Source organism: Streptomyces sp. NPDC031265, assembly GCF_055570295.1.
This window is the reverse complement of record NZ_JBVIHM010000008.1, coordinates 216914-236112: the sequence shown is the minus strand read 5'-3', so window position 1 is coordinate 236112 and position 19199 is coordinate 216914. Positions and strand designations below refer to the sequence as shown.

General features: G+C 71.4%; 18 protein-coding genes. 8 read left to right on the top strand and 10 right to left on the bottom strand.

The features are described from left to right. Window positions 1–40: 40 nt before the first annotated feature. Window positions 41–1405 carry a glutamate--tRNA ligase gene (gene gltX / locus ACZ499_RS15790; protein WP_468675483.1) on the bottom strand — a complete coding sequence of 455 codons (1365 nt, stop codon included), beginning with the start codon at window positions 1403–1405 and terminating at the stop codon, window positions 41–43. A gap of 234 nt (window positions 1406–1639) precedes the next feature. Beyond that, window positions 1640–2620, bottom strand: a complete 981-nt coding sequence (locus ACZ499_RS15785) for an RNA polymerase sigma-70 factor (protein WP_468675420.1) — start codon at window positions 2618–2620, stop codon at window positions 1640–1642. Between the two features lie 131 nt (window positions 2621–2751). Here ACZ499_RS15785 and ACZ499_RS15780 point away from each other — a divergent pair, with 131 nt between their 5' ends. After that, window positions 2752–3237: a carboxymuconolactone decarboxylase family protein gene (locus ACZ499_RS15780; protein ID WP_468675418.1), complete on the top strand. Its 486-nt coding sequence runs from the start codon at window positions 2752–2754 to the stop codon at window positions 3235–3237. Here ACZ499_RS15780 and ACZ499_RS15775 read toward each other — a convergent pair. The 7 genes from ACZ499_RS15775 to ACZ499_RS15745 are packed head-to-tail and all read right to left on the bottom strand — an operon-like array spanning window position 3230 to window position 9534. Next, complete coding sequence (locus ACZ499_RS15775; RefSeq protein ID WP_468675417.1) at window positions 3230–3919, bottom strand: HAD family hydrolase; 690 nt, start codon at window positions 3917–3919, stop codon at window positions 3230–3232. The genes ACZ499_RS15780 and ACZ499_RS15775 overlap by 8 nt on opposite strands. Before the next feature lies 1 nt (window position 3920). Next, window positions 3921–4727, bottom strand: a complete 807-nt coding sequence (locus tag ACZ499_RS15770) for an ABC transporter permease (protein WP_468403878.1) — start codon at window positions 4725–4727, stop codon at window positions 3921–3923. Beyond that, entirely contained in the window at window positions 4724–5491 is a 768-nt protein-coding gene (locus tag ACZ499_RS15765) for an ABC transporter permease (RefSeq protein WP_468675415.1), read from the bottom strand. Before ACZ499_RS15765 ends, ACZ499_RS15770 begins: the two co-directional genes overlap by 4 nt. Then, entirely contained in the window at window positions 5491–6444 is a 954-nt protein-coding gene (locus ACZ499_RS15760; RefSeq protein ID WP_468675413.1) for an ABC transporter ATP-binding protein, read from the bottom strand. Before ACZ499_RS15760 ends, ACZ499_RS15765 begins: the two co-directional genes overlap by 1 nt. After that, window positions 6441–7502, bottom strand: coding sequence for a hypothetical protein (locus tag ACZ499_RS15755; RefSeq protein WP_468675411.1), 1062 nt, complete (start codon window positions 7500–7502; stop codon window positions 6441–6443). Before ACZ499_RS15755 ends, ACZ499_RS15760 begins: the two co-directional genes overlap by 4 nt. After that, entirely contained in the window at window positions 7499–8326 is an 828-nt protein-coding gene (locus ACZ499_RS15750; protein ID WP_468675410.1) for a hypothetical protein, read from the bottom strand. The genes ACZ499_RS15755 and ACZ499_RS15750 overlap by 4 nt, the downstream gene beginning before the upstream one ends. Then, window positions 8323–9534 carry a M16 family metallopeptidase gene (locus ACZ499_RS15745; protein WP_468675407.1) on the bottom strand — a complete coding sequence of 404 codons (1212 nt, stop codon included), beginning with the start codon at window positions 9532–9534 and terminating at the stop codon, window positions 8323–8325. Before ACZ499_RS15745 ends, ACZ499_RS15750 begins: the two co-directional genes overlap by 4 nt. Window positions 9535–9913: 379 nt before the next feature. Between ACZ499_RS15745 and ACZ499_RS15740 the strand changes: the two genes are divergently transcribed. The 6 genes from ACZ499_RS15740 (at window position 9914) to ACZ499_RS15715 (ending at window position 18132) form a co-directional block, all read left to right on the top strand. Beyond that, window positions 9914–10723, top strand: a complete 810-nt coding sequence (locus ACZ499_RS15740; protein WP_468675405.1) for a glucose 1-dehydrogenase — start codon at window positions 9914–9916, stop codon at window positions 10721–10723. After that, window positions 10720–12636 (top strand): hypothetical protein, encoded by a 1917-nt coding sequence (locus tag ACZ499_RS15735; protein WP_468675403.1) that lies wholly within the window; start codon window positions 10720–10722, stop codon window positions 12634–12636. The genes ACZ499_RS15740 and ACZ499_RS15735 overlap by 4 nt, the downstream gene beginning before the upstream one ends. 41 nt (window positions 12637–12677) lie before the next feature. Then, the gene (locus ACZ499_RS15730) at window positions 12678–13442 is read left to right on the top strand and encodes a dTMP kinase (RefSeq protein WP_468675401.1); all 765 of its coding nucleotides are present in this window, start codon (window positions 12678–12680) and stop codon (window positions 13440–13442) included. After that, window positions 13439–14659: a hypothetical protein gene (locus ACZ499_RS15725; protein WP_468675399.1), complete on the top strand. Its 1221-nt coding sequence runs from the start codon at window positions 13439–13441 to the stop codon at window positions 14657–14659. Before ACZ499_RS15730 ends, ACZ499_RS15725 begins: the two co-directional genes overlap by 4 nt. Further along, a complete protein-coding gene (locus tag ACZ499_RS15720) occupies window positions 14656–15057 on the top strand; it encodes an NUDIX domain-containing protein (protein ID WP_468675398.1) in 402 nt (133 codons plus the stop codon). Before ACZ499_RS15725 ends, ACZ499_RS15720 begins: the two co-directional genes overlap by 4 nt. A gap of 99 nt (window positions 15058–15156) precedes the next feature. Continuing rightward, window positions 15157–18132: an AfsR/SARP family transcriptional regulator gene (locus tag ACZ499_RS15715; RefSeq protein WP_468675397.1), complete on the top strand. Its 2976-nt coding sequence runs from the start codon at window positions 15157–15159 to the stop codon at window positions 18130–18132. Between the two features lie 18 nt (window positions 18133–18150). Here ACZ499_RS15715 and ACZ499_RS15710 read toward each other — a convergent pair whose 3' ends face one another. Further along, on the bottom strand, window positions 18151–18342 hold the full coding sequence (locus ACZ499_RS15710; RefSeq protein WP_468675395.1) for a hypothetical protein: 192 nt from the start codon (window positions 18340–18342) through the stop codon (window positions 18151–18153). Between the two features lie 186 nt (window positions 18343–18528). Between ACZ499_RS15710 and ACZ499_RS15705 the strand changes: the two genes are divergently transcribed. Next, complete coding sequence (locus ACZ499_RS15705; RefSeq protein ID WP_468675393.1) at window positions 18529–19155, top strand: TetR/AcrR family transcriptional regulator; 627 nt, start codon at window positions 18529–18531, stop codon at window positions 19153–19155. Window positions 19156–19199 lie beyond the last annotated feature (44 nt).

The following is a 19199-nucleotide window of genomic DNA, read 5'->3' as shown; positions in this document are numbered from 1 at the left end:
GTGAGCGAGTCCGGGCCCGGTGAGGCGGGCCTCGGCCAAGTCAGTCGGTGAGCTTCGTCAGCGCGGCGTCCAGTCGCGCGAGGGTTCGCTCGCGGCCGAGGACCTCCAGGGACTCGAAGAGCGGCAGGCCCACGGTTCGCCCGGTGACCGCGACGCGTACGGGGGCCTGAGCCTTGCCCAGTTTGAGGTCGTGGGCTTCGGCCACCTCCTCCAGGGCTGACTTGAGGGACTCGGTGTCCCACGACGTCTTGGCGTAGCGCTCCCGGGTGTCCTTGATGATCGCTGCGGCGCCCGGCTTCATCGCCTTCGTCCACGACGCCTCGTCGTCCACCGGCGCGTCGAGGAAGAGCCAGTCGACGTACTTGGTGATCTCGCTGAGCACGGTGATGCGTGTCTGTGCCAGCGGTGCCACGGTCGCGAAGGCGGCGGCCTCGAACGATTCGGGTGCCCAGGTCGCGTACGGCTCGGTCAGCCACGGACCGCACGCCTCGATGAACTCGTCGGCCGACAGATCGCGCACGTACGCGCCGTTGAAGGCGGACAGCTTCTTCACGTCGAAGAACGCCGAGGAGCCGTTGACGTCCTTGACCCGGAACAGCCGCTCCAGCTCCTCCTGCGGCCGGATCTCCATGTCGCCGCCGGGGCCCCAGCCCAGCAGCATCAGATAGTTCACCATGGCCTTCGGCAGATAGCCCTCGGCGAGGTAGTCCTCCAGCGCGACCTTGTCGCGCCGCTTGGAGAGCTTCTGGCGCTTCTCGTTGACGATCACCGGCAGATGCGCCCACACCGGAGGTGTCGCACCGAGCGCCTCCCACAGCAGCTGCTGCTTCGGCGTGTTCGACAGGTGCTCCTCGCCCCGGATGACCTGAGTGATCCCTTCGGCCAGGTCGTCCACCACGTTCGCGATCAGGAAGACCGGCGATCCGTCGCCGCGAGCGATGACGAAGTCCTCGATGGCCGAGTTCGGGAAGGCCGGCTCGCCCCGGACCAGGTCCACGACCACGGTCGCGCCCTCGTCGGGCGTACGGAACCGCAGCGCCCGCCCCTGCGCGTACTCCAGGGCGCGCTCCCGGCAGAACCCGTCGTACCCGAGCTGCTGCGACCCGGTCCGCTCCTGGACCTGTTCCCGGGTGCAGTCGCAGTAGTACGCGTGGCCGGACGCGTACAACTGCTGCGCGGCCTCGCGGTGCCGGTCGGCGTTCTGCGACTGGAAGTACGGTCCTTCGAAGGCGGGGTCGGCCTGGGAGATGCCGAGCGACGCGAGCGCGCCGATGATCCCGTCCGTCCACTCGGGCCTGTTGCGCGCAGCGTCGGTGTCTTCGATACGGAGGACGAACGTGCCGCCGGACTGTCGCGCGACGGCCCAGTTGTAGAGGGCGGACCGGGCCCCGCCGACGTGGAACATTCCCGTCGGGGAGGGAGCGAAACGAACACGAACCGGGGTAGTGGGCATGGGGGGAGATTACAGATCTTCGGCGTGGCGCTGCTCGCTCATACCGGCTTGACGCGTGCGTTGGCCGCCGAGGCCCCGTCACACCCGGATCTGGTAGCGATGGACCGGGAGAGCGCATGAGTGGCGGCGCCGACACCGGAGGCGGCGCCGCTCCGATACCGATCGTGAGGTGACTTGCGTCGTGTTCTAGCGGCGCAAGGTGGTCTCCTGCTGCATGTGCGAGAGTTTCGCGGGATTGCGTACGGCGTAGAGGCCGGTGATGAGGCCGTCGTCGATGCGCACCGCCACGACGGTGTCGATCTCGCCGTCGAGCCGGAGGACCAGCGCCGGGTAGGCGTTGACCTGTGCCGGGCGCAGCGACGACGCGCTGATCCTGCCGAGCCCGGCGGCCAGCAGGCGGGCCACCTTGTCGGCCCCCATGACGGGGTGCAGGACGGCCTGCTTGACTCCGCCGCCGTCACCCAGGAAGACGACGTCCGGCGCGAGGATGTCGAGCAGGCTCTGCAGATCGCCTGTTGCCGCCGCCCGTTGGAACGCGTCGAGCGCGTCCCGGGTCTCGGTCGGGGAGACGGTTCCGCGCGGGCGGCGTGCCGTGACGTGTGCCCGTGCCCGGTGGGCGATCTGGCGGACCGCGGCGGGGCTCTTGTCGACGGCTTCGGCGATCTCGTCGTACTCGATGGCGAACACCTCGCGCAGCACGAACACCGCCCGCTCGGTCGGCGTGAGCGTCTCAAGCACCAGCATCATCGCCATCGAGACGCTGTCGGCCAGTTCGACGTCCTCGGCCACGTCGGGCGTGGTGAGGAGCGGCTCGGGCAGCCAGGTGCCGACGTAGGACTCCTTGCGGCGGCCGAGCGTACGCAGCCGGATCAGCGCCTGGCGCGTGGTGATCCGGACCAGGTACGCACGCCGGTCCCGCACCGCGGCGAGACCGACGCCCGCCCACCGCAGCCAGGTCTCCTGCAGGACGTCCTCCGCGTCGGCGGCCGAGCCGAGCATCTCGTAGGCGACGGTGAACAGCAGGTTGCGATGGCTGACGAACGCCTCGGTGGCGGCGTCCGCGCGTCCGCCGCCGGTGAGCTCCCCGGCCGTGTCCTCCATCCGCTCGGCATGCTCGATCTTCACCAGCTGCTCCTGCCTGTTCGCTGTTGACGGTGTCACGCGCACAAGACACCGCACCCCGCGGTTTTGTGACACCCATGAGCGGTGGCGCTCGTCACACGACCGCCGTGTCACAAGGAGCGGGTCGTCGGCATCTCTTGGTCGTCCAGAGCAACACCACGAGTGAGGACGAAGTCATGGACTCCCGGTTCAACCTGTTCGAGAACGAGATCGGCTCCAAGTTCGCCAAGCGGTTCGCCAACGCCGCCCTGGTGATCCACCAGTCGTCGCTGCCGGCGTCGACGCAGGAGCTGGTGTCGCTGCGCGCCAGCCAGATCAATGGCTGCGGCTGGTGCATCGACCTGCACACCAAGGAGGCCGCGGCCGCCGGTGAGAGCGCGGTCCGGCTCAACCTGGTGGCTGCCTGGCGCGAGTCCACCGTGTTCACCGAGGCCGAGCAGGCCGCGCTGGCGTTCGCGGAAGAGGGCACCCGGCTCGCCGACGCCCACCAGGGTGTCTCCGACGAGACCTGGGCCCAGGTTCGCAAGCACTACGACGACGACCAGATCGCCGCGCTGGTCTCGTTGATCGCCATGATCAACGCGGCCAACCGGCTCGCTGTGATGGTGCATCAGAAGGGAGGTTCCTACGAGGTCGGGATGTTCGCGGCCGCGGTCAGCTGACCGGCAGCCGCATCCGGCCCGGGGCCAAGCTCCGCAGCAGCCCCGGGTCGGCCAGGGTGGGATAGACGGCGTCGCCGGTCAGGGCCGAGCCGGGGGAGGAGGGGACGGCGACCACGTACAGGCCCGCGGCCCGGGCGGAGCGGATGCCGATCGCCGAGTCCTCCACCGCCACCGCGCGGCCGGGTGCGACGTGGAGCTGTTCGCAGGCGGTGCGGTAGAGGTCGGGTGCCGGTTTGGGTCGGTCGACGTCGTCGCTGCCGAGGATCAGCTCGAACGCGGCGGCGAGACCGACGTGTTCGAGGTGGCGGACGACGGCGTGGCGCGGCGAGTTGGAGACCACCGCGAGCGGGCGGCTCGTGGACAGCCGGGTGACGAACTCGGCCGCGCCCGGCATGGCGGTGGCGCCTTCGTCGAGGCTGTCGTCGACGAGTGCGCGGACCTGTGCGGCGAGCGGTTCGTGCTCGGCCGGCCGGCCGAGCAGTCGGCCCAGGGCCCGGCCCAGTTCCGTGAGGTGCAGTCCGATCAGGGCCAGTCGGTCCGCGTCTCCCAGCGACACCCCGTGCCGGGCGCAGACGGCCGCGCAGGCCCGGTCCCAGTGCGCCTGGGTGTCGACGAGGGTGCCGTCGCAGTCCAGGACCACGGCGTCGGACGGTGGTACGCGGGTGGCGTGTGTACGGGTCACGTCAGGCGCCCGTTCCCATCGAGCCCGAGCGGCGGCCTCGAAGGGCCATCAGGCGGAACATCCAGGAGGCCGCGACGAGCCAGCCGATGCCGAGCAGCACGGCCCAGCAGGCGGGGATCAGGGCGGGGCCGGTGCCGCCGCTGACGGAACGGATCGCCTTGAGGGTCTGGGTGAGGGGGATCGCCTGCGCCACGGCCCGTACCCAGTCGGGCCAGTACGAGGTCGGCACCTGGACTCCGCAGACCGCCATCATGAGCAGATACGTGGCATTGGAGATGATGTTGCGGGCGCCGTCGGCGTTGAAGGCCACCGCGGCGACGAACAGGCCGAAGCAGTAGGTGCTCGCCGCGGTGAGGACGACCAGTGCCACCACCGGCAGGATCTGCCCGGCCCGCCAGCTCACCCCGAACGCCGGTCCGAGACCGAACAGCGCGACCAGCGAGGTGACCGTGCCGCTCACCGGCCACTGCAGGCTGCGGCCGATGAACACCCACGAGAGCGGGGCCGGGGCCGCGGACAGCAGGGTGAGGGTGCCGACCCGACGTTCCCAGGTGGTGGAGACGACGACCATCATCGATTCGATGACGCAGGTCATGACCGCGTTGCCGACGAGCAGATAGCGCGTCTGGTCGGCGGATCCGATGACGTGGCCGAAGACCGCGAAGAAGGTGACCTGCGCCAGCATCCGGCCCAGCCAGCCGAACGTCCAGGTCTTCCAGGTGTACATGTGGCGCATGTCGGCCAGCGCGTTGGCGGCGCTGTAGCGGATGATGCGCGCGGGCGCGGTGATCGATGTCGTGAAGCTCATGAGTGGGACAGCGTTCCTAGTCGGCGGACTCGGCGCAGCACGCGGTGCAGCAGCGCCATTCCGATCAGATGGCTCGCGGCGCCCAGTGCCAGGACGGCGATCAGACGGGCGGCGACGTCGTGCGGGGCCGGGGCGGCCAGGCTGTCGCGCAGCAGGTCGCCGCTCCAGGAGAGGAAGATCAGGTGGGACGCCGGCCGGAGCCAGAACGGCAGCATCGCCACAGGGAGGAGGACACCGCTGAGCAGGTAGAACGGGTAGGTGAGGGTGTTCTGGACCGTGCGGGCCGAGGGCAGCAGGATGAACAGCGGGGAGAAGATGGTCGCGGTGGCGGCCATCGCCAGCGCGGTCACCACCAGGCACAGCACGAACGGGAGCGGGTGGCGCACCGCCAGCCACCGGTCGAAGACGAGCCCGGCGACCAGCCACGCTTCCGCGAAGGAGAGCAGACCGAGGGCGGTCACCGCGCAGATCCGCCCGATCACCAGGGTGGAGAGTCGCGCCGGTACGGCGATCAGCGCTTCCAGAGTGCCGGATCTGCGCTCGTCGCCGATCAGCTCGCCGGCGATGAACAGGGCCAGGGTCCACAGCGACATGAGGGTGGGGGACACGATGGCGAACGGGGCGAGGTCGGGCCGCTCCGCGTGCTCCGCGATGGCCATGAAGACCAGTGTGAACAGCGGGGCGGTGACCCAGATCTGCAAGGTGTCCGGGGAGCCCCAGGCGACCCTGAGCTGGAACCGGAAGCCGGTGAGGAAGATCCGCATCAGCCGACCGCCATCCCGCGGTCGCCGATGAGGTGGAGGTAGGCGTCCTCCAGGTTCGGCCGCTGGGTGGACAGTTCGGACACGCCCGCCTCCACCAGCAGTCGCAGTACGGTACGGGTCACCGCGGCGTTGGAGGTCTCCACCCGGAGCCGGCCGGAGGTCTCGCGCTCGACGGAGACGACGCCCGGCAGTTCGGTGAGCGCCTGCCGTGTCTCGGCCGGTACTGCGCCCGCGACCACGCGTTCGTGACGGGGCACCACCTCGCCGATGGCGGAGGGTGTGTCGGTGAGGAGCACGCGCCCCCGGTCGATCATGGTCACCAGATCGCAGACCGCCTCGGCCTCGGCCATGTCGTGCGTGGTGATCAGCACGGTCCTGCGCTCCGCGCGCATTTCGCCGACGAGTCCGCGGAAGTCGCGGGCGGCCACCGGGTCCATGCCCACGGTGGGCTCGTCCAGGAGCAGCACGCGCGGGTCGCCGACCAGCCCGCGGGCCAGGTGAAGCCGCTGTTTCATACCGCGCGAGAAGGTGTCGACGCGGTCGCCCGCGCGGTCGGCCAGGCCGAGGCGCTCCAGCAGTTCGTCGGCCCGCAGCCGCAGCGCGGCGCCGTGCAGCCCGTACATGGCGGCCCAGAAGCGCAGGTTCTGCCGGGCGCTGAGCCGTCCGTACAGACCGCGGTCGCCGCCGAAGACGATCCCGATGTGGCGGCGGACGGCCGCCGCATCCGTGGCGGCGTCGTGGCCCAGGACCTTGGCGCTGCCGGAGGTGGCCTCCAGTACGGTCGAAAGGATCTTGCACAGGGTGGTCTTGCCCGCGCCGTTGGGGCCGACCAGGCCGTGCACCTCGCCGAGTTCGATGGTCAGGTCCACGTCGCTGAGGGCCTGGGTGTGTTTGTCGCCGGCCCGGCCCACGCCGTAGTCGCGGCACAGCGCGCGTATCTCGATGGCACTCATCGTGGTCCTTCGGGCAGGTGGGGGAGGGCGGAGAGCGCCGCTTCATAGCGGTCCGGCGCGACCAGTTCGGACTCGACCAGCAGGTAGTCGCCGACCGGGGTCAGCATCAGGGTGTCGCCGCCCGCGTGGTGCTCCACCGCGCGCCGCCAGTCGGACCGGTGGGCCCGGCGCAACTCCATGCCGTAGCGGATCCGTTGGGCCGCGGTGCCCCGGGCGGTGGCCGCGCCGCGCAGCTCCCGTTCCTGTTCGGCGGCCGGCTCCAGGCGTCGGCGGAGCTCCTCGAACGGGCCGAGTGGCGCGCACCGTCCGGCGTGGGCGAGCAGTTCCGCGACCTCCGGGGCCAGCCGGAACTCGCGGACCGTCGCCTCGGCGTCCGCGACCGAGTCCGGGCCGACCTGGGAGAGGACGATCGCGTCGATCGCGTCGACGGCGTGGAAAGCGCGCTGGAAGCGTTCCTCCGCGATCGCGAGGAGGCCGGTGAGCACGTCGTCCGCCGGGGGCCGGGAGCGTACGGGCAGCACCGCGCCGTCCCCGAAGTAGGCGGCGGTGCCCACCTCGATCTTGGCATCGCGGTCGAGCAGGGGGTCCAGCGGCGCCCAGGAGAGGGTGGCCATCATGTGCCGGTGCTCGCCGTCGACCAGGGAGTAGTCGATCGCGTCGACGGTCTGGTGGTCGAGCACCACCCGGACGACGTTCCAGAGTTCCCTCTCGCCGGAGACGACCAGATCGAGGTCGCCCGTCGGCCGCAGGACGCCTTCGGGGTAGTGCTGGGCGATCGCGGGTCCCTTGAGCACGCGTACGGGGTGGACGGCCGAGACCGCGGTGTGCAGACGGCGGTAGCCGTCGGCCCGGGTCCGGGCCCGGCGCAGTTCGTCGGTGGATCCGGTGCCCAGCCGGTGACCGGCCCGCTCGGCGACCGAGAGGACCAGCTGGGCGAGCGTATCCCGGGTGGCCCTGGCCCGGCGGACCAGGAAGCGCAGGTCGTCGTCGGGGGAGAGGTCGAACAGCCGGTACAGCAGCGGCAGATCGACCGAGTCGGCGCGGGCGCGGGTACTCATGCGGAGGTCTCCTCGTCGGGGCGGGGGCGGCGCCAGAAGCGGTGGTCGAGGCACCAGCCGCGCTCCAGCAGGGACGCCACGACCCGGGTGCCGCTGTCGGGGCCGGCGCTGTCGTGCACGACGTTGCCGAACAGCGGCCGTTCCCGTTCGGCGGCGAGGGCGGCGCACGCGGCGACCAGTGCCGTGGTGCCGGGGCGTACGACGTCGCTCTCCTCGACCAGCAGGTCGAACAGGTCGACGAACTCGGTGCCGGTGACCTCGTCCTGGGCCTCGGTCAGTACGGACGCGTGACCGACCGGGCGGCCGTCACGGGTCAGCAGGAAGGAGACCCGGCCGGGGGCGTCGAGTACGTCGGTGGCCGCGGCGTCGATGAGCTCTCCGGTCCGCACGTCCTCGGGCCCGTATCCGTAGCCGTCGGCGATCGCGCGGGCCAGCCAGCCCGCGATGAGCACGTCGTGCTCCGGTCCGGCCGGGGTGACGCCGAGGCCGGCCGGCGGGCGGGGGGCCGGCGCCGCGGCGCCGGTGTGGCGCACATAGCTCAGGGACGGCCGCCAGGGTGCGGGCAGTCGGGTGTCGCCGGGCGCGCGCAGCAGCAACGCCGTGGCCTCGGGGTGGGCGGCGGCGAGCTGCCGTTCCAGCTCGGCCAGGGCGGCGGGAGTGGCCAGCAGCTCCGGGGCGGCGTACTCCACCAGACAGCCTTGTTCCTGGGTGACGGGGTCGGTCTGCGCTCCCGCCACATAGACGTGGTGGTCGATCTCGGCCCGCATCCGCTGCTCTCGGGCCCAGGCGAGGTAGGCGGGGGAGACGGTGGCGTGGGTGCTCATGACGCCTCCGGCCGTACGACGACGGTCAGTTCGCTCAGCACCTCGGCCGCCGCCGCGCGGACCTGCTCCGCGTCGACGGCGTCCAGGGCCGCCAGCTCCGTGGCCAACGACCACGCGGTGGTGCCGGCGCGGGTGCGCTGGGCGACCATGCGCAGATGGTCCAGCGGCGACTCGCTGTCCAGGATCAGCCGCATCCTGGCCTGTCGGTGGGCGGCCGCCAGGTCGTCCGGGTCCGGTCCGGCGGACGCCAGTTCGGCCAGGATCTCGCGCACGATGCCGACGACCGTCTCACCGTTGCCCGGTTCGATGCCGACCAGGACCCGCCATGCGCCCGCCTCCTGGTAGCCGCGGTCCCAGCACGCGAACGTGTAGGCCAGTCCGGCCTCGTTGCGCAGTCTGCGGTAGAGCGGGGACGAGGGGCTGTCGCCGAGGAGCTGGGCCAGGATCGCGAAGCGGCGGCGCCGCGGGTCGTCGGCCCCGGTGGAGCGGGCTCCGACGCAGACCCAGCCGTACTCGTCGGGCCAGGTCACGGCAGGGTCGGCGGGCTCGGCGAGAGGGGTCAGGGACTCGGCGGCCGGCGGGACGGCCGCGGCCGGCACGGTGCGCCCGAGGCCGTCGAGACGTGGCAGCCGGGGCCCGGTCACGACCAGCGTCATGGCGCTGGTGAGGAACCTGGTGCGGTGTCCGACCAGTACGTCGAGGAGGGTGGTCCGGCGGATCTGTTCGACGTCGCCGCCGACCGGCCGGCCCAGCGGGTGGCCGGGGAACAGCCGGGCCAGGAAGGCGTCCTGCACGACGTCGCCCGGGTCGGCCTGCGCCGCGGCGAGCTCCTGCAGGACCGCGTCGCGCTCGGTGTCGAGGACCGCTTCGGTCAACTCGGGCCGGAGTACCGCCTGGTGCAGCAGCCGCGCCACCGTATCGGCGTCGTCGGCGTGCACCTGGGCGTAGAAGAGCATGATGTCGAGCCCGGTCTCGGCGTTCGCGTGGCCGCCGAGCCGTTCCACCTGCTCGCAGAAGGAGGGACGCCCGTCCAGCGGGGCCGACATCAGCGTGTGCTCCAGCAGATGGGCGAGCCCGCCGTGCTCCGCCGGATCGTCGCGGGAGCCGTAGCGGACGGCGAGGCAGATGCTGGTCGTGCGCAGCCGCTCGTCCAGCAGCGCGATCGTCGGCAGTGCGGAAGGTACGACGACGGTGGGCGAGCTCGGCATCTCGGCCTTTCCTGGGTTTCTCGGACGGTTTGTACGGAGAGACAAAGCAGGGCGGAGCAAGTGCTCCGCCCTGCTTTTTATGAGCGGAAATTACCGCTGCTTCGTCGACGTCTTGTCCAGACGCGGACGGAGCGACACCTTGTGAGCTCGCATTTTGGTTCCCTCCCTCCATCTCTCGGTCCGTCGGGGGTGCCCCAGAAACATATGAGCATCAGAAACGCCACGTCAAGCCCGGATCGAACGACTCATTCGTTTTTCTCGCGTATAGATAATTCGTTGATGAGCCGTATATGCGCGACCGTTCCGACGTAGATCAGAGATATATGGGAGCTTGCCAGGCTGAGCGGCTCACCAGCAGATGAGAGGGGTCCGGCCAGCCATGACCGACCAGCTGCCGATGGCAGGAAAAAGCGCCCTGATAACCGGTGCGGGTTCCGGAATCGGGCGATCGATAGCCTGGGGACTGGCCCGGTCCGGCGCCCGCGTGGTGCTCAACGACCGCGACTGGAGCAGCACGGAAGGCCGCCGCCGGGAAAAGGAGACCCGGGAATATCTGGACGGTCTCGGCGCCGACTACCAGCTCATCGAGGCGGATGTCTCATCGGAAGGTGCGGTGAAGGACATGTACCAGCTCGCGCTGAGCGGCACGAACTCCCTCGACTTTCTGGTGAACAATGCCGGTGAACAGCTCTCTGCCGCCACTCATCTGCATTCCCTCGCGGATTTCTCCCGTGTTCTCGACACCAATCTGGTCGGCGCGTTCCTGTGCGCCAGAACGGCTCTCGACCACTTCGTGCGCACCGGCGTCCGTGGCGCGGTCCTGAACATCACGAGCGTCCACGAGACGGTCCCCAAGCCCGGGTTCGCCAGCTACGCGGCGAGCAAGGCGGCGCTGCGGATGCTCACCGCCACGCTTGCCCTGGAGTACGCGGGGCACGGGATCCGGGTCAACGCCATCGCCCCGGGCGCCATCGACACGGAGATGAACCAGGACTGGGTGTCCGACCAGGCAAAGAAGGCCCGGGCCGAAGCGCGCATACCGCTGGGCCGGATCGGACAGCCCGATGAGGTGGCCGGCCTCGCCCTCTTCCTGCTCTCCGACGCCGCGCGCTACATCACCGGCCAGTCGGTGCTCATCGACGGCGGCCTCAGCCTGCACACCGACTTCCAGCACGAGTGGGCCTCGTGAACAACGTCATAGCCCTCGACGGGGCCGACAACTCGGGTAAGACCACCCAGTTGAGGCTGCTGCGGCGGGCGACCGGGGACGCGGTACGGATCGGCGAGAGCGTCCACCACCACCAGCCGCGGTGGCCCCGGCTCTCCGGCGCCGAGCTGGCCCACTGGTGGTTCACCGAGTCGCGCAGCGAGGACCTCGTCACACTGCTCCTCGACGGCTACCGCAGGCGCCTGGACGCGCTCACCGGCGGCCCTGGCCGGGTGATCCTGGACCGCGGCCTGGCCACCGTCGAGGCGAGCTGCGTCGCCTCCGTCATGCTCAAGGACGACCTCTCGGCGCGGGACGCCGAGGCCATGGTCGCCGGGTTGCGCGCCGAGATCCTGGGCGACCCGGCCCCCGAGCCGTACAGCGTTCTGCTGGACCTGGGCCCGGCGGCCGAAGGGGCCGCGCTCAGCATCGGACGGGAGCGAGGCGCGGACGGCCGGTACGCCCGGTACCAGCACCTGTTGCACGCTGCCCTGGAAACCCGGCGGAGCCGGCACGCCGCGGTCATCGACGCGAACCGGGCCGACATCGTCGCCGTGCAGAACCAACTCCGGTGCCGGCTGTCCCAAGTTGACCTCCCTGTAAGGCCGTTGCTGGGCGACGTCCGGCGGGTCATCGGCCTCGGTGGTCTGTCGGAGTGCGGCAAGAGCAGCGCCGGGGAGTATCTGCGCCACCGGTTCGGCACCACCCGACTGAAGCAGGGTTACCTGATCGAGCTGGCGGCGGCCCGGCACGGCCTCGCGGATCCCTACGGCGAAGAGCCCCGGCTGCTGGCCGAGCTGGTCGTCGACGAACTGGACCGCTACGCCCACGCGCACTACTACCTGCTCGACTACACGATCGAGAGCCTGCACCGCCCCGATATCACCACGGAGCTGAAGCGCCTCCTTGGCGAGCGTCTCAGCGTCGTCTATCTGGACGCCGCCCCGCAGGTGCGCGCCCGGCGCTCGCTCGTCGACCCGGCCGCCCTGGCCCACAACGACGAGGTGAAACGGGCGCGGGGAGCCGACCGGATCGCCGCGACCTGCGACCTGCTCATCGACAACAACGGCCCCCGCCCGGATCTGGAGCGCGCGCTCGACCGCCTGATGACCGGTGCCAGCGCACGCCCGGCCGCCGCGTCCCTGCGGGTGACCGGTCCCCAGGAGCTGGCGGCGCCGACCGCGCTGCGACACGCCGCCGCCACCGCCCTGCACGGGATCCGGACCGCGCTGGGCGAGCGGCTGCTGCTGTTCGCCGTGGCCGGCAGCGTCGGGTTCGGCACCGCCGACCCCGAACTCAGCGACCTGGACGTCCTGCTGGTCGTCGAGACCGGATGCACCACCGACCTCGCCGCCGAACTGGTCAGGCTGCGGCGCGAGTTGGGTGTCAAACTCGGTGTCACCGTGCTGACCCGCCACGAGCTGCTGCTGCAGCGCTGCGACTCGCGTACGTTCAGTGCGCTGTACTCGCTCGGGCAGGGCCGGATCGGCTGCCAGTACGTCAGCGCGGACCTGGAACTGCCGGACTTCACCGGATCGCAGCGCCATCAGCACACCATCCACTACCTGGCCCAGACCCTGCACGAGATCCGGCGTCCCCTGCTCGGCGTCGAGACGAGCCGCTACCGCCTGTACAAGTCGGTGCTGAACGCCGCCAAGATGCTGCTGCGGCTCGCCGGTGTCGAGGAGACCGACCCGGCCGCCATTTCCGCCCAGTTCGAGCGGACGTTCCCCGCTCGGGGCAGGGCCCGCATCCCGGACCGGACGGAGTACCGGGAGTTGGGGCAGGACGAGATAGCGGCGGTCGCGTCGTCCGTCCTGCACTGGTTCGAGGAGTACTTGGCCACCGCCCCCACGTCGACGGCCGCCGACGTGGCAACCCTGACCGCAGTCTGATCCGTAGGAGTACCGAGCATGATCCGTAGGAGTGCCGCACTGTGAAGATCGACGACAACGTTCCCGACCCGGGCGAGGTGATCCGGCCCTACCCCCACCTGGCTCCGGTACGCAACATCGGCCCCTCGGCCGCCGAGGCGGTGCCGCCGGGCCGGCTCATCGCGCTGGAGGGGTCCGACGGCGCGGGCAAGACCACACAGATCGAGCTGCTGAAGGCGGCGCTGACCGCCGACGGCTGGGACGTGCGGGTCTGCGCGTTCATCCGGAACCCGCTCATCTGGCACTCCAAGGCGCGCGGCAAGTACGACAACTGGGATCCGTACACCATGGCGCTCATGTACGCCTCCTCGCTCGTCGACCTCGTCAACCGGGAGGTGCTCCCGCACCTCGCCTCCGGCGGTGTGGTCATCATGGACCGCTACCTCTACTCCGTCATGGGCCGCTCGGAGGCGCGTGGCTGCGACCGGCAGTGGCTGACCGCGCTGCTCGCCCCGGCCGCCCTGCCGCACCGCACCCTGCATCTGCGCACTCCCGTCGCGGAGTGCTTCGACCGCAAGGCCGCGCTGTCGACGACCTTCTCGTACTGGGAGTGCGGAGTGGACGTGCACGGCGACGACGCGCTGCGGTTCGCCGGTCCCAAGGAGGCCTACCGGGACAGCTTCATCGCCTACCAGCAGCGCGTCCAGGACATCGTCGAGGACCTGCTGAAGGACGCCGACGCACTCGGCCTGCCGGGAGCGGAGCGGGAGACGACGGCGGCCCGGGCGGCGCAGTGGGTGCGGGCCGGCCTGGCCGGGTCCCCGTGACCGCGCCCGCGGCCGCGGTCTCCCTGCGGCAGCTGCTGGCCGACCGGGCCGACGCGGACGACTGGGCCGGCGTCGAGGCGCTCAGCGGTGTCGAGGTCCTCGACCCCCTGCCGCCCGCCGGGGACCGCGCCCCCGCCTGGCGGCACGCGCTGGCGTCCCGGGGCTACCTGATCACCGACGTGAGCGAGCTGAAGAACTCGACCTGCGGCTTCGCCCAGCGGGACGGACGGCCGTACTTCTTCAAATACGTAGGCGCCCGCAGCGCCGTCGCCGAGCTCGCGGGCTATCTGGACTTCGGCGCCGCGGGCAACCGGGTGCCGGCCCTGCTGTCCCTGCTGCGCACGGACGCGGGGACGGTCATGGTGTACGAGTACCTTCCCTCGATGGGGCTGGGGCGGGGTACCCTGTTCGACCTGCTGTGCCGGGCCGAGCGGGCCGGCACCCTGCTGCCGGAGCGGGAGGTCGAGCCGCTGCTCGACCGGATCCGCGCGAACTGTGCCCGGCGCACGGTGAGTTCGGATTCGCCCATCGACGTCTTCTTCGCCCGCCGTGTCACCGAACGGCTCGTCCCGTGGTACTTCGAGCGCCACCGGCCGTGGCTGGACCAGCAGGTGGTGGTCAACTCGGTGACGCAGCCCGTGCCGATGCGGGACGCCATGGAGGGCACCGCGGCGTTCTTCCAGGGCCTCGGCGCACGCGAATGCATGCTGTCCCAGGGCGACTTCAGCGAGACCAACGTGGGCAGGGGAGCGGTCTTCGTCGACCTGAGCAACGCCGGGTACAACGATGTGCGCGGGGAGTTGGCGACCGCCTTCTGGTCGCTCTTCCTCGGCGGTGGATACCTGTTCCCCAAGTACCACCCGGCCGCCTACCGGTGGCGCGAGGCCCCCTACGCCGACGCGGCCCCGCTCTGCCGGGCGCGCCTGGACCCCCGCACCGCGACGCTGTACATCGACCTCGCGCACCGGCTCTCGCCCGCCCGGGCCGACCTGCTCAGCCGCCTGCTGGACGTCTTCGCCGACGCCTTCGGCCCCGGGCTCTTCGACCGCGGGCTGGCCCCGTACCTCGTCATGCGGGCGGTCGGCGTCCTCGACCTCGACACGCTCGACCCCGCGGACCGGGCCGCGTGCACCGCTCTGGTGCTGCACTTCTGGAACGAGCGCGACGACCTCGGTAACGTCCTGCGCACACTTGTCGATCATGGGAGGACCCGATGAAGGCCCGCGCCGTGGCGATCGTCCGGAAGGACGATGCCGTGCTGCTGATCCACCGCCGCAAAGGCGGCGTGGAGTACTACACCCTGCCGGGCGGAGGCGTCGAGGAGGGGGAGACACCCGAGCAGGCGTGCGTACGCGAACTGGCCGAGGAGACGGGGCTGCGCGCCGCCGTGGAGTCACCTCTGCACACCCTCGACAACGCGGGCCGCGCCGAGCACTACTTCGTGATGGGCCCCGCCACGGGCACGCCGCGCCTCGGCGGCCCGGAGAGCGAGCGCGACTCCGGCGACAACCAGTACCGGCTCGTATGGGTGCCCCTGGCCGGCGTGGAGTCCATCGGTCTGAAGCCGGACGCCATCACATCGCACCTGGTCGGAATCCCCAACACCGTAAGATGATCCTCCGTTTACCGGTTTGCGCCAGATCGCTGGAGACCAGCAGCCGGTGAGAGTTGTGCGCGCGCCGGGGGAACTGTGGAATTCTTCATGCTCGGATCCATGGGCATCCAGATTGGCGGGACCGTCGTGCCCGGCGGCCCGCCCCAGCAGCAGGCGACCCTGGCCGCGCTGGCACTCCGCTCCGGCCACGTCGTCCCCCTGCACGAGCTGATGAGCGCCGTATGGGGGGAGGCGGCACCGGGCTCCGCGGTGATGATCCTGCGGACCTATGTGTGGCGGCTGCGCAAGATCCTGGAGAGCGGCGGCTGCGATCCGCAGGTACTGGCTTCCGTCAACGACGGCTACCGGCTCGCGGTGCCGCCCGCTTCGGTCGACGCGTTCCGCGTCGAGCAGCTGGCCGCGGACGCGGCACGTGCCCGTGAGGCCGGACGCCACGACGAGGGAGCTGCACTGCTCGCCGAGGCTGTGGCGCTGTGGCGCGGCGAGCCGCTGGCGGGGGTTCCGGGGCCGTTCGCCGAGCAGCAGCGCTCCCGGCTGTCCGAGCTGCGCGTGCAACTGCTGGAGGAACGGTTCGCCCTGGATCTCCTGCTGGGGCGGCACACCCAGGTCATCCCGGAACTGACCGCGTTCATCGGCGAACAGCCGCTGCGCGAGCGGCCCTACGGATTCCTGATGCGCGCACTGTACGCCGCCGGGCGCCAGGGCGACGCGCTCGCCGTGTTCGGGACGGCGCGCGAGGTGCTCGCGGCGGAGCTGGGGCTGGATCCGGGGCCGGAGCTGCGCACGCTGCACCAGCGGATCCTGGCCGGGGACGCCGAACTGGTCGCACCGGCTCCGGCCCCCGCCACGTCGCCGTCCATCCGGGAGGGGGCCGCCGGGGCCGCGGGCCCGTCCTCCCCCCTGCGCCCGGCGCAACTCCCCGCGGACATCGCCGACTTCAGCGGCCGGGCCGGAACGCTCTCCGCGCTGTGCGAGGCCCTCGCCGATCGGGACCGCACCGCTTTGGCCGTGGCCACCGTGAGCGGAATGGGCGGCATCGGCAAGAGCGCGCTGGCCCTGCGGGTGGCCCATCGCGTCAAGGAGGAGTTCCCCGACGGCCAGCTCTACGCGGACCTGCGCGGCACCGGCGCGGACGCGGCCGACCCCGGCGCGGTCCTGGCCAGTTTCCTGTCCGCGCTGGGTGTGCCGCGGCAGGAGATGCCCGGCTCCGTGGAGGACCGCGCCCGGCTGTTCCGGACGGTCCTCGACGGCCGCAGGGTCCTCCTGCTGCTCGACGACGCCCGCGACACCGCGCAGGTCAAGCCGCTGCTGCCGGGCGCCGTCCACTGCGCGGTCGTGGTGACCAGCCGGGCCCACCTCTCCGGTGTGCCGTCCGGCACGCACGTCCAGCTCGCGGAGTTCAGCCCGGCCGAAGCCCTGTCCCTGCTGCGGCACATCGTCGGCGCACACCGGGTCGACCGCGAGGAGGCCGCCGCGGTCGCCCTGGTCGGCGCCTGCGCCCATCTGCCCCTGGCGGTGCGCATCGTGGCCGCCCGGCTGGCCGCCCGGCCGGGCTGGACGGTGGCGTACCTGCTGGCCCGGCTGGCGGACGAACGACGGCGGCTGAGCGAACTGCGGGCCGACGACCTGGCCGTCTCCGCCGTCTTCGAGCTCGGTTACCGCCAGTTGACCGCGAGACAGGCGATGGTGTTCCGTTCGCTGGCTCCGGTGGCCTGGCCGAGCATCGGCCTGCCCGCCGCGGCGGCGGCGCTGGGTCTTGGCGAGTCGGAGACGGAGACCCTGCTGGAAGCGCTGGTGGATGCCGCGCTGCTCGAATCACCGGAAGCGGGACGCTACCGCTACCACGAGCTCGGCCGGGACTTCGCGCTGCATCTGCCGCGGCCGGACACCGGTGCGTCGGGCGACGCGGACTTCGCGGTGGAGCGCCGACTGCTCCACCATCTGCTGCGGATGGCGGCCGAGGCGTTCCAGCGGATGGTGCCGGGGGACTCGGTGCACAGCACGATCTCCGTCGTGACCGCGGAGCCGGGAGAGAACGGGCTCGCGACCTTGGCGCAGGCGCGCGCATGGGTCATGGCGGAGTTCGACTGCGCCGTCCACGCCGTCCAGCTCCTGGTCGCGCGAGGGGACAGCGCCGAACCGGACCTGCTGACAGTGGCGGCGGACATGCTGGTGGCCCTCAGCTCGTTCGGCCAGGACATCCCGTACGGGCGGATGGCCCTCACGGCAAGGGCGCTGGCCCGGATCTCGGCACAGCACGGCAACCACCACGCTGCCGGGCGTGCCCACTTCATCTGCGGCAACGCGGCGCTCCAGGCGACCCAGCTGGCGCAGGCCCGGGCCGACTCCCAACTGGCCGCCGAGGCATGCCGCCGGGCCGGGGACCGCGCCATCCTGCAACAGGCGTACAACGACCTGGGAGTCATCGCCCAGTTCGAGCAGCGCTACGACGACGCGGCCGAGCACTTCGACCAGGCGCTCGCCCTGGCCCGGGAGCTGGGGCACCGCTCGGGCGGACTGACCACCACCCTCAACGCCGCGCTGGCCAGGATCCGCGGGGGCAGGGCCGACGAGGCGCTGCCCGCCTGCGACGAGGCGTTGAGCGCCCTGCGCGAGATGGCGGACCACCACGGCATCGCCCACGCACTGTGCGTACGCGGCCAGGCCCTGCACGAACTGGACCGTTTGCCGGAGGCACTGGCCGACTACGCGCAGTGCCTGGAGGTCTGCGAAGCCGAGAGGATTCCGGGCCAGCGGGCGCAGGCCCTGTACCGCTGTGCCGAGACCCTGCGCGTCCTGGGCCGCGTCGAGCCGGCACTGGACGCGGCCGGCCGCGCGGTGGCCTACTTCCGGACCGTGCCCGACCGTGACCGCGACCGCGGGTACGCGCTGCTGATCCACGCCCGTATCTCCGCCGACGCCGGTCACGACGAACAGGCGCTGGCCCACGCCCGGGAGGCGCTGGAGGTCTTCACCCGGGCCGGTCTGCCCGAGGCCGCACGGGCGCGGCTGCTCGTGGACGCCACCGGGGTCATGGCGGTGCAGGGCAGGGGGGTCCGCCCTACACCGGCATGACCCCGGTGGCAGCCTCCGTCACGCCTTGGTGTTGAACTCCTCGGGGTCGCCCTTCCCGTGGTGGAGGGGGCCGTCGGCCAGGGAGGTCCGTGCCGCATCACCGGAGTGGGCCGCGGACAGGACCGGTCCCGAGACGGCGAGGAGGGCAGCGACGAGCGCCGGGACGAGAACGGTCATACGGCGGGCGCCGGACTTCAGGTTGTGCTGCACGGGATTCCCTGTCTTTCGAGGAGGCCTACGGCTGCGACCTGGCCTTCGGGCTGTTCTGCGCCGAGTGTCGCAGCGGGGCATCTATGTTTCATATACGGGCGATCGCGGACGTGGCCGCGGCCGGCCGCATCCAGCGATGCCCGGGCAATCGCGGAGCGCGGGCGTTGATCGTGGAAGCATGCCCGCATGGACACTCCCGCCGACGACGGCACACCAAAGCAAGCGGGCTACCGCCGGTCGGCGGGGTCGCCGCGCGGCGAGGCCCGACGCCGTGACCTGCTCGACCGCGTCACCGACGACCTCGCCGTCAACGGCCTGGTCGACTTCTCGCTCCGGCGTGCCGCGCGCGCGGCGGGCACGACGCACAAGGTGCTCCTGTACTACTTCGACGGGGCCGACGACCTGCTCAAGCAGTCGATCTTCCAACTGCGCGAGAAGCGCATAGGACAGGCGTGGGCCGCCGCCACCGACGAAGGGTCGGCGCGTCGCACCCTGGCGGAGTGGGTGCGCACGGTGTGGCCCGGCCTCGTCGGAGCGGAGGCGCGCGTACTGGAGCAGGCCATCGGCCTGGCGATGTACGACCCGGACCGCTATGCGGAACTCGGCCGGGGGGCGTCGGAGCAGTATCTGCCCGTGCTGCTGTCCGTATGCCCGGAGCACTGGTCCGGACAGCGCAAGCACGAGGTCGCCGAGATGGTCCTCGCGACGTTGCGGGGTTTCCTGGTGGACGCGCGGACCGGCGGCGGCACGGAGGGGGTCGCGGCCGGCTTCGAGGCGCTGGCCCGCGCACTGGAGCGGGAGGAGGCCACGTGACCCCTGCCGGCCCGCTCAACTCACCTTGGGGTGCGGCCCGTTGA

What these genes read in the sequence shown, in the direction of transcription:
- gltX (WP_468675483.1), bottom strand. Translation starts at nt 1,405, where the DNA reads ATGTTCCACGTCGGCGGGGCCCGGTCCGCCCTCTACAACTGGGCCGTC.
- ACZ499_RS15780 (WP_468675418.1), top strand. Translation starts at nt 2,752, where the DNA reads ATGGACTCCCGGTTCAACCTGTTCGAGAACGAGATCGGCTCCAAGTTC.
- ACZ499_RS15770 (WP_468403878.1), bottom strand. Translation starts at nt 4,727, where the DNA reads ATGAGCTTCACGACATCGATCACCGCGCCCGCGCGCATCATCCGCTAC.
- ACZ499_RS15765 (WP_468675415.1), bottom strand. Translation starts at nt 5,491, where the DNA reads ATGCGGATCTTCCTCACCGGCTTCCGGTTCCAGCTCAGGGTCGCCTGG.
- ACZ499_RS15760 (WP_468675413.1), bottom strand. Translation starts at nt 6,444, where the DNA reads ATGAGTGCCATCGAGATACGCGCGCTGTGCCGCGACTACGGCGTGGGC.
- ACZ499_RS15755 (WP_468675411.1), bottom strand. Translation starts at nt 7,502, where the DNA reads ATGAGTACCCGCGCCCGCGCCGACTCGGTCGATCTGCCGCTGCTGTAC.
- ACZ499_RS15750 (WP_468675410.1), bottom strand. Translation starts at nt 8,326, where the DNA reads ATGAGCACCCACGCCACCGTCTCCCCCGCCTACCTCGCCTGGGCCCGA.
- ACZ499_RS15745 (WP_468675407.1), bottom strand. Translation starts at nt 9,534, where the DNA reads ATGCCGAGCTCGCCCACCGTCGTCGTACCTTCCGCACTGCCGACGATC.
- ACZ499_RS15740 (WP_468675405.1), top strand. Translation starts at nt 9,914, where the DNA reads ATGACCGACCAGCTGCCGATGGCAGGAAAAAGCGCCCTGATAACCGGT.
- ACZ499_RS15720 (WP_468675398.1), top strand. Translation starts at nt 14,656, where the DNA reads ATGAAGGCCCGCGCCGTGGCGATCGTCCGGAAGGACGATGCCGTGCTG.
- ACZ499_RS15715 (WP_468675397.1), top strand. Translation starts at nt 15,157, where the DNA reads ATGGGCATCCAGATTGGCGGGACCGTCGTGCCCGGCGGCCCGCCCCAG.
- ACZ499_RS15705 (WP_468675393.1), top strand. Translation starts at nt 18,529, where the DNA reads ATGGACACTCCCGCCGACGACGGCACACCAAAGCAAGCGGGCTACCGC.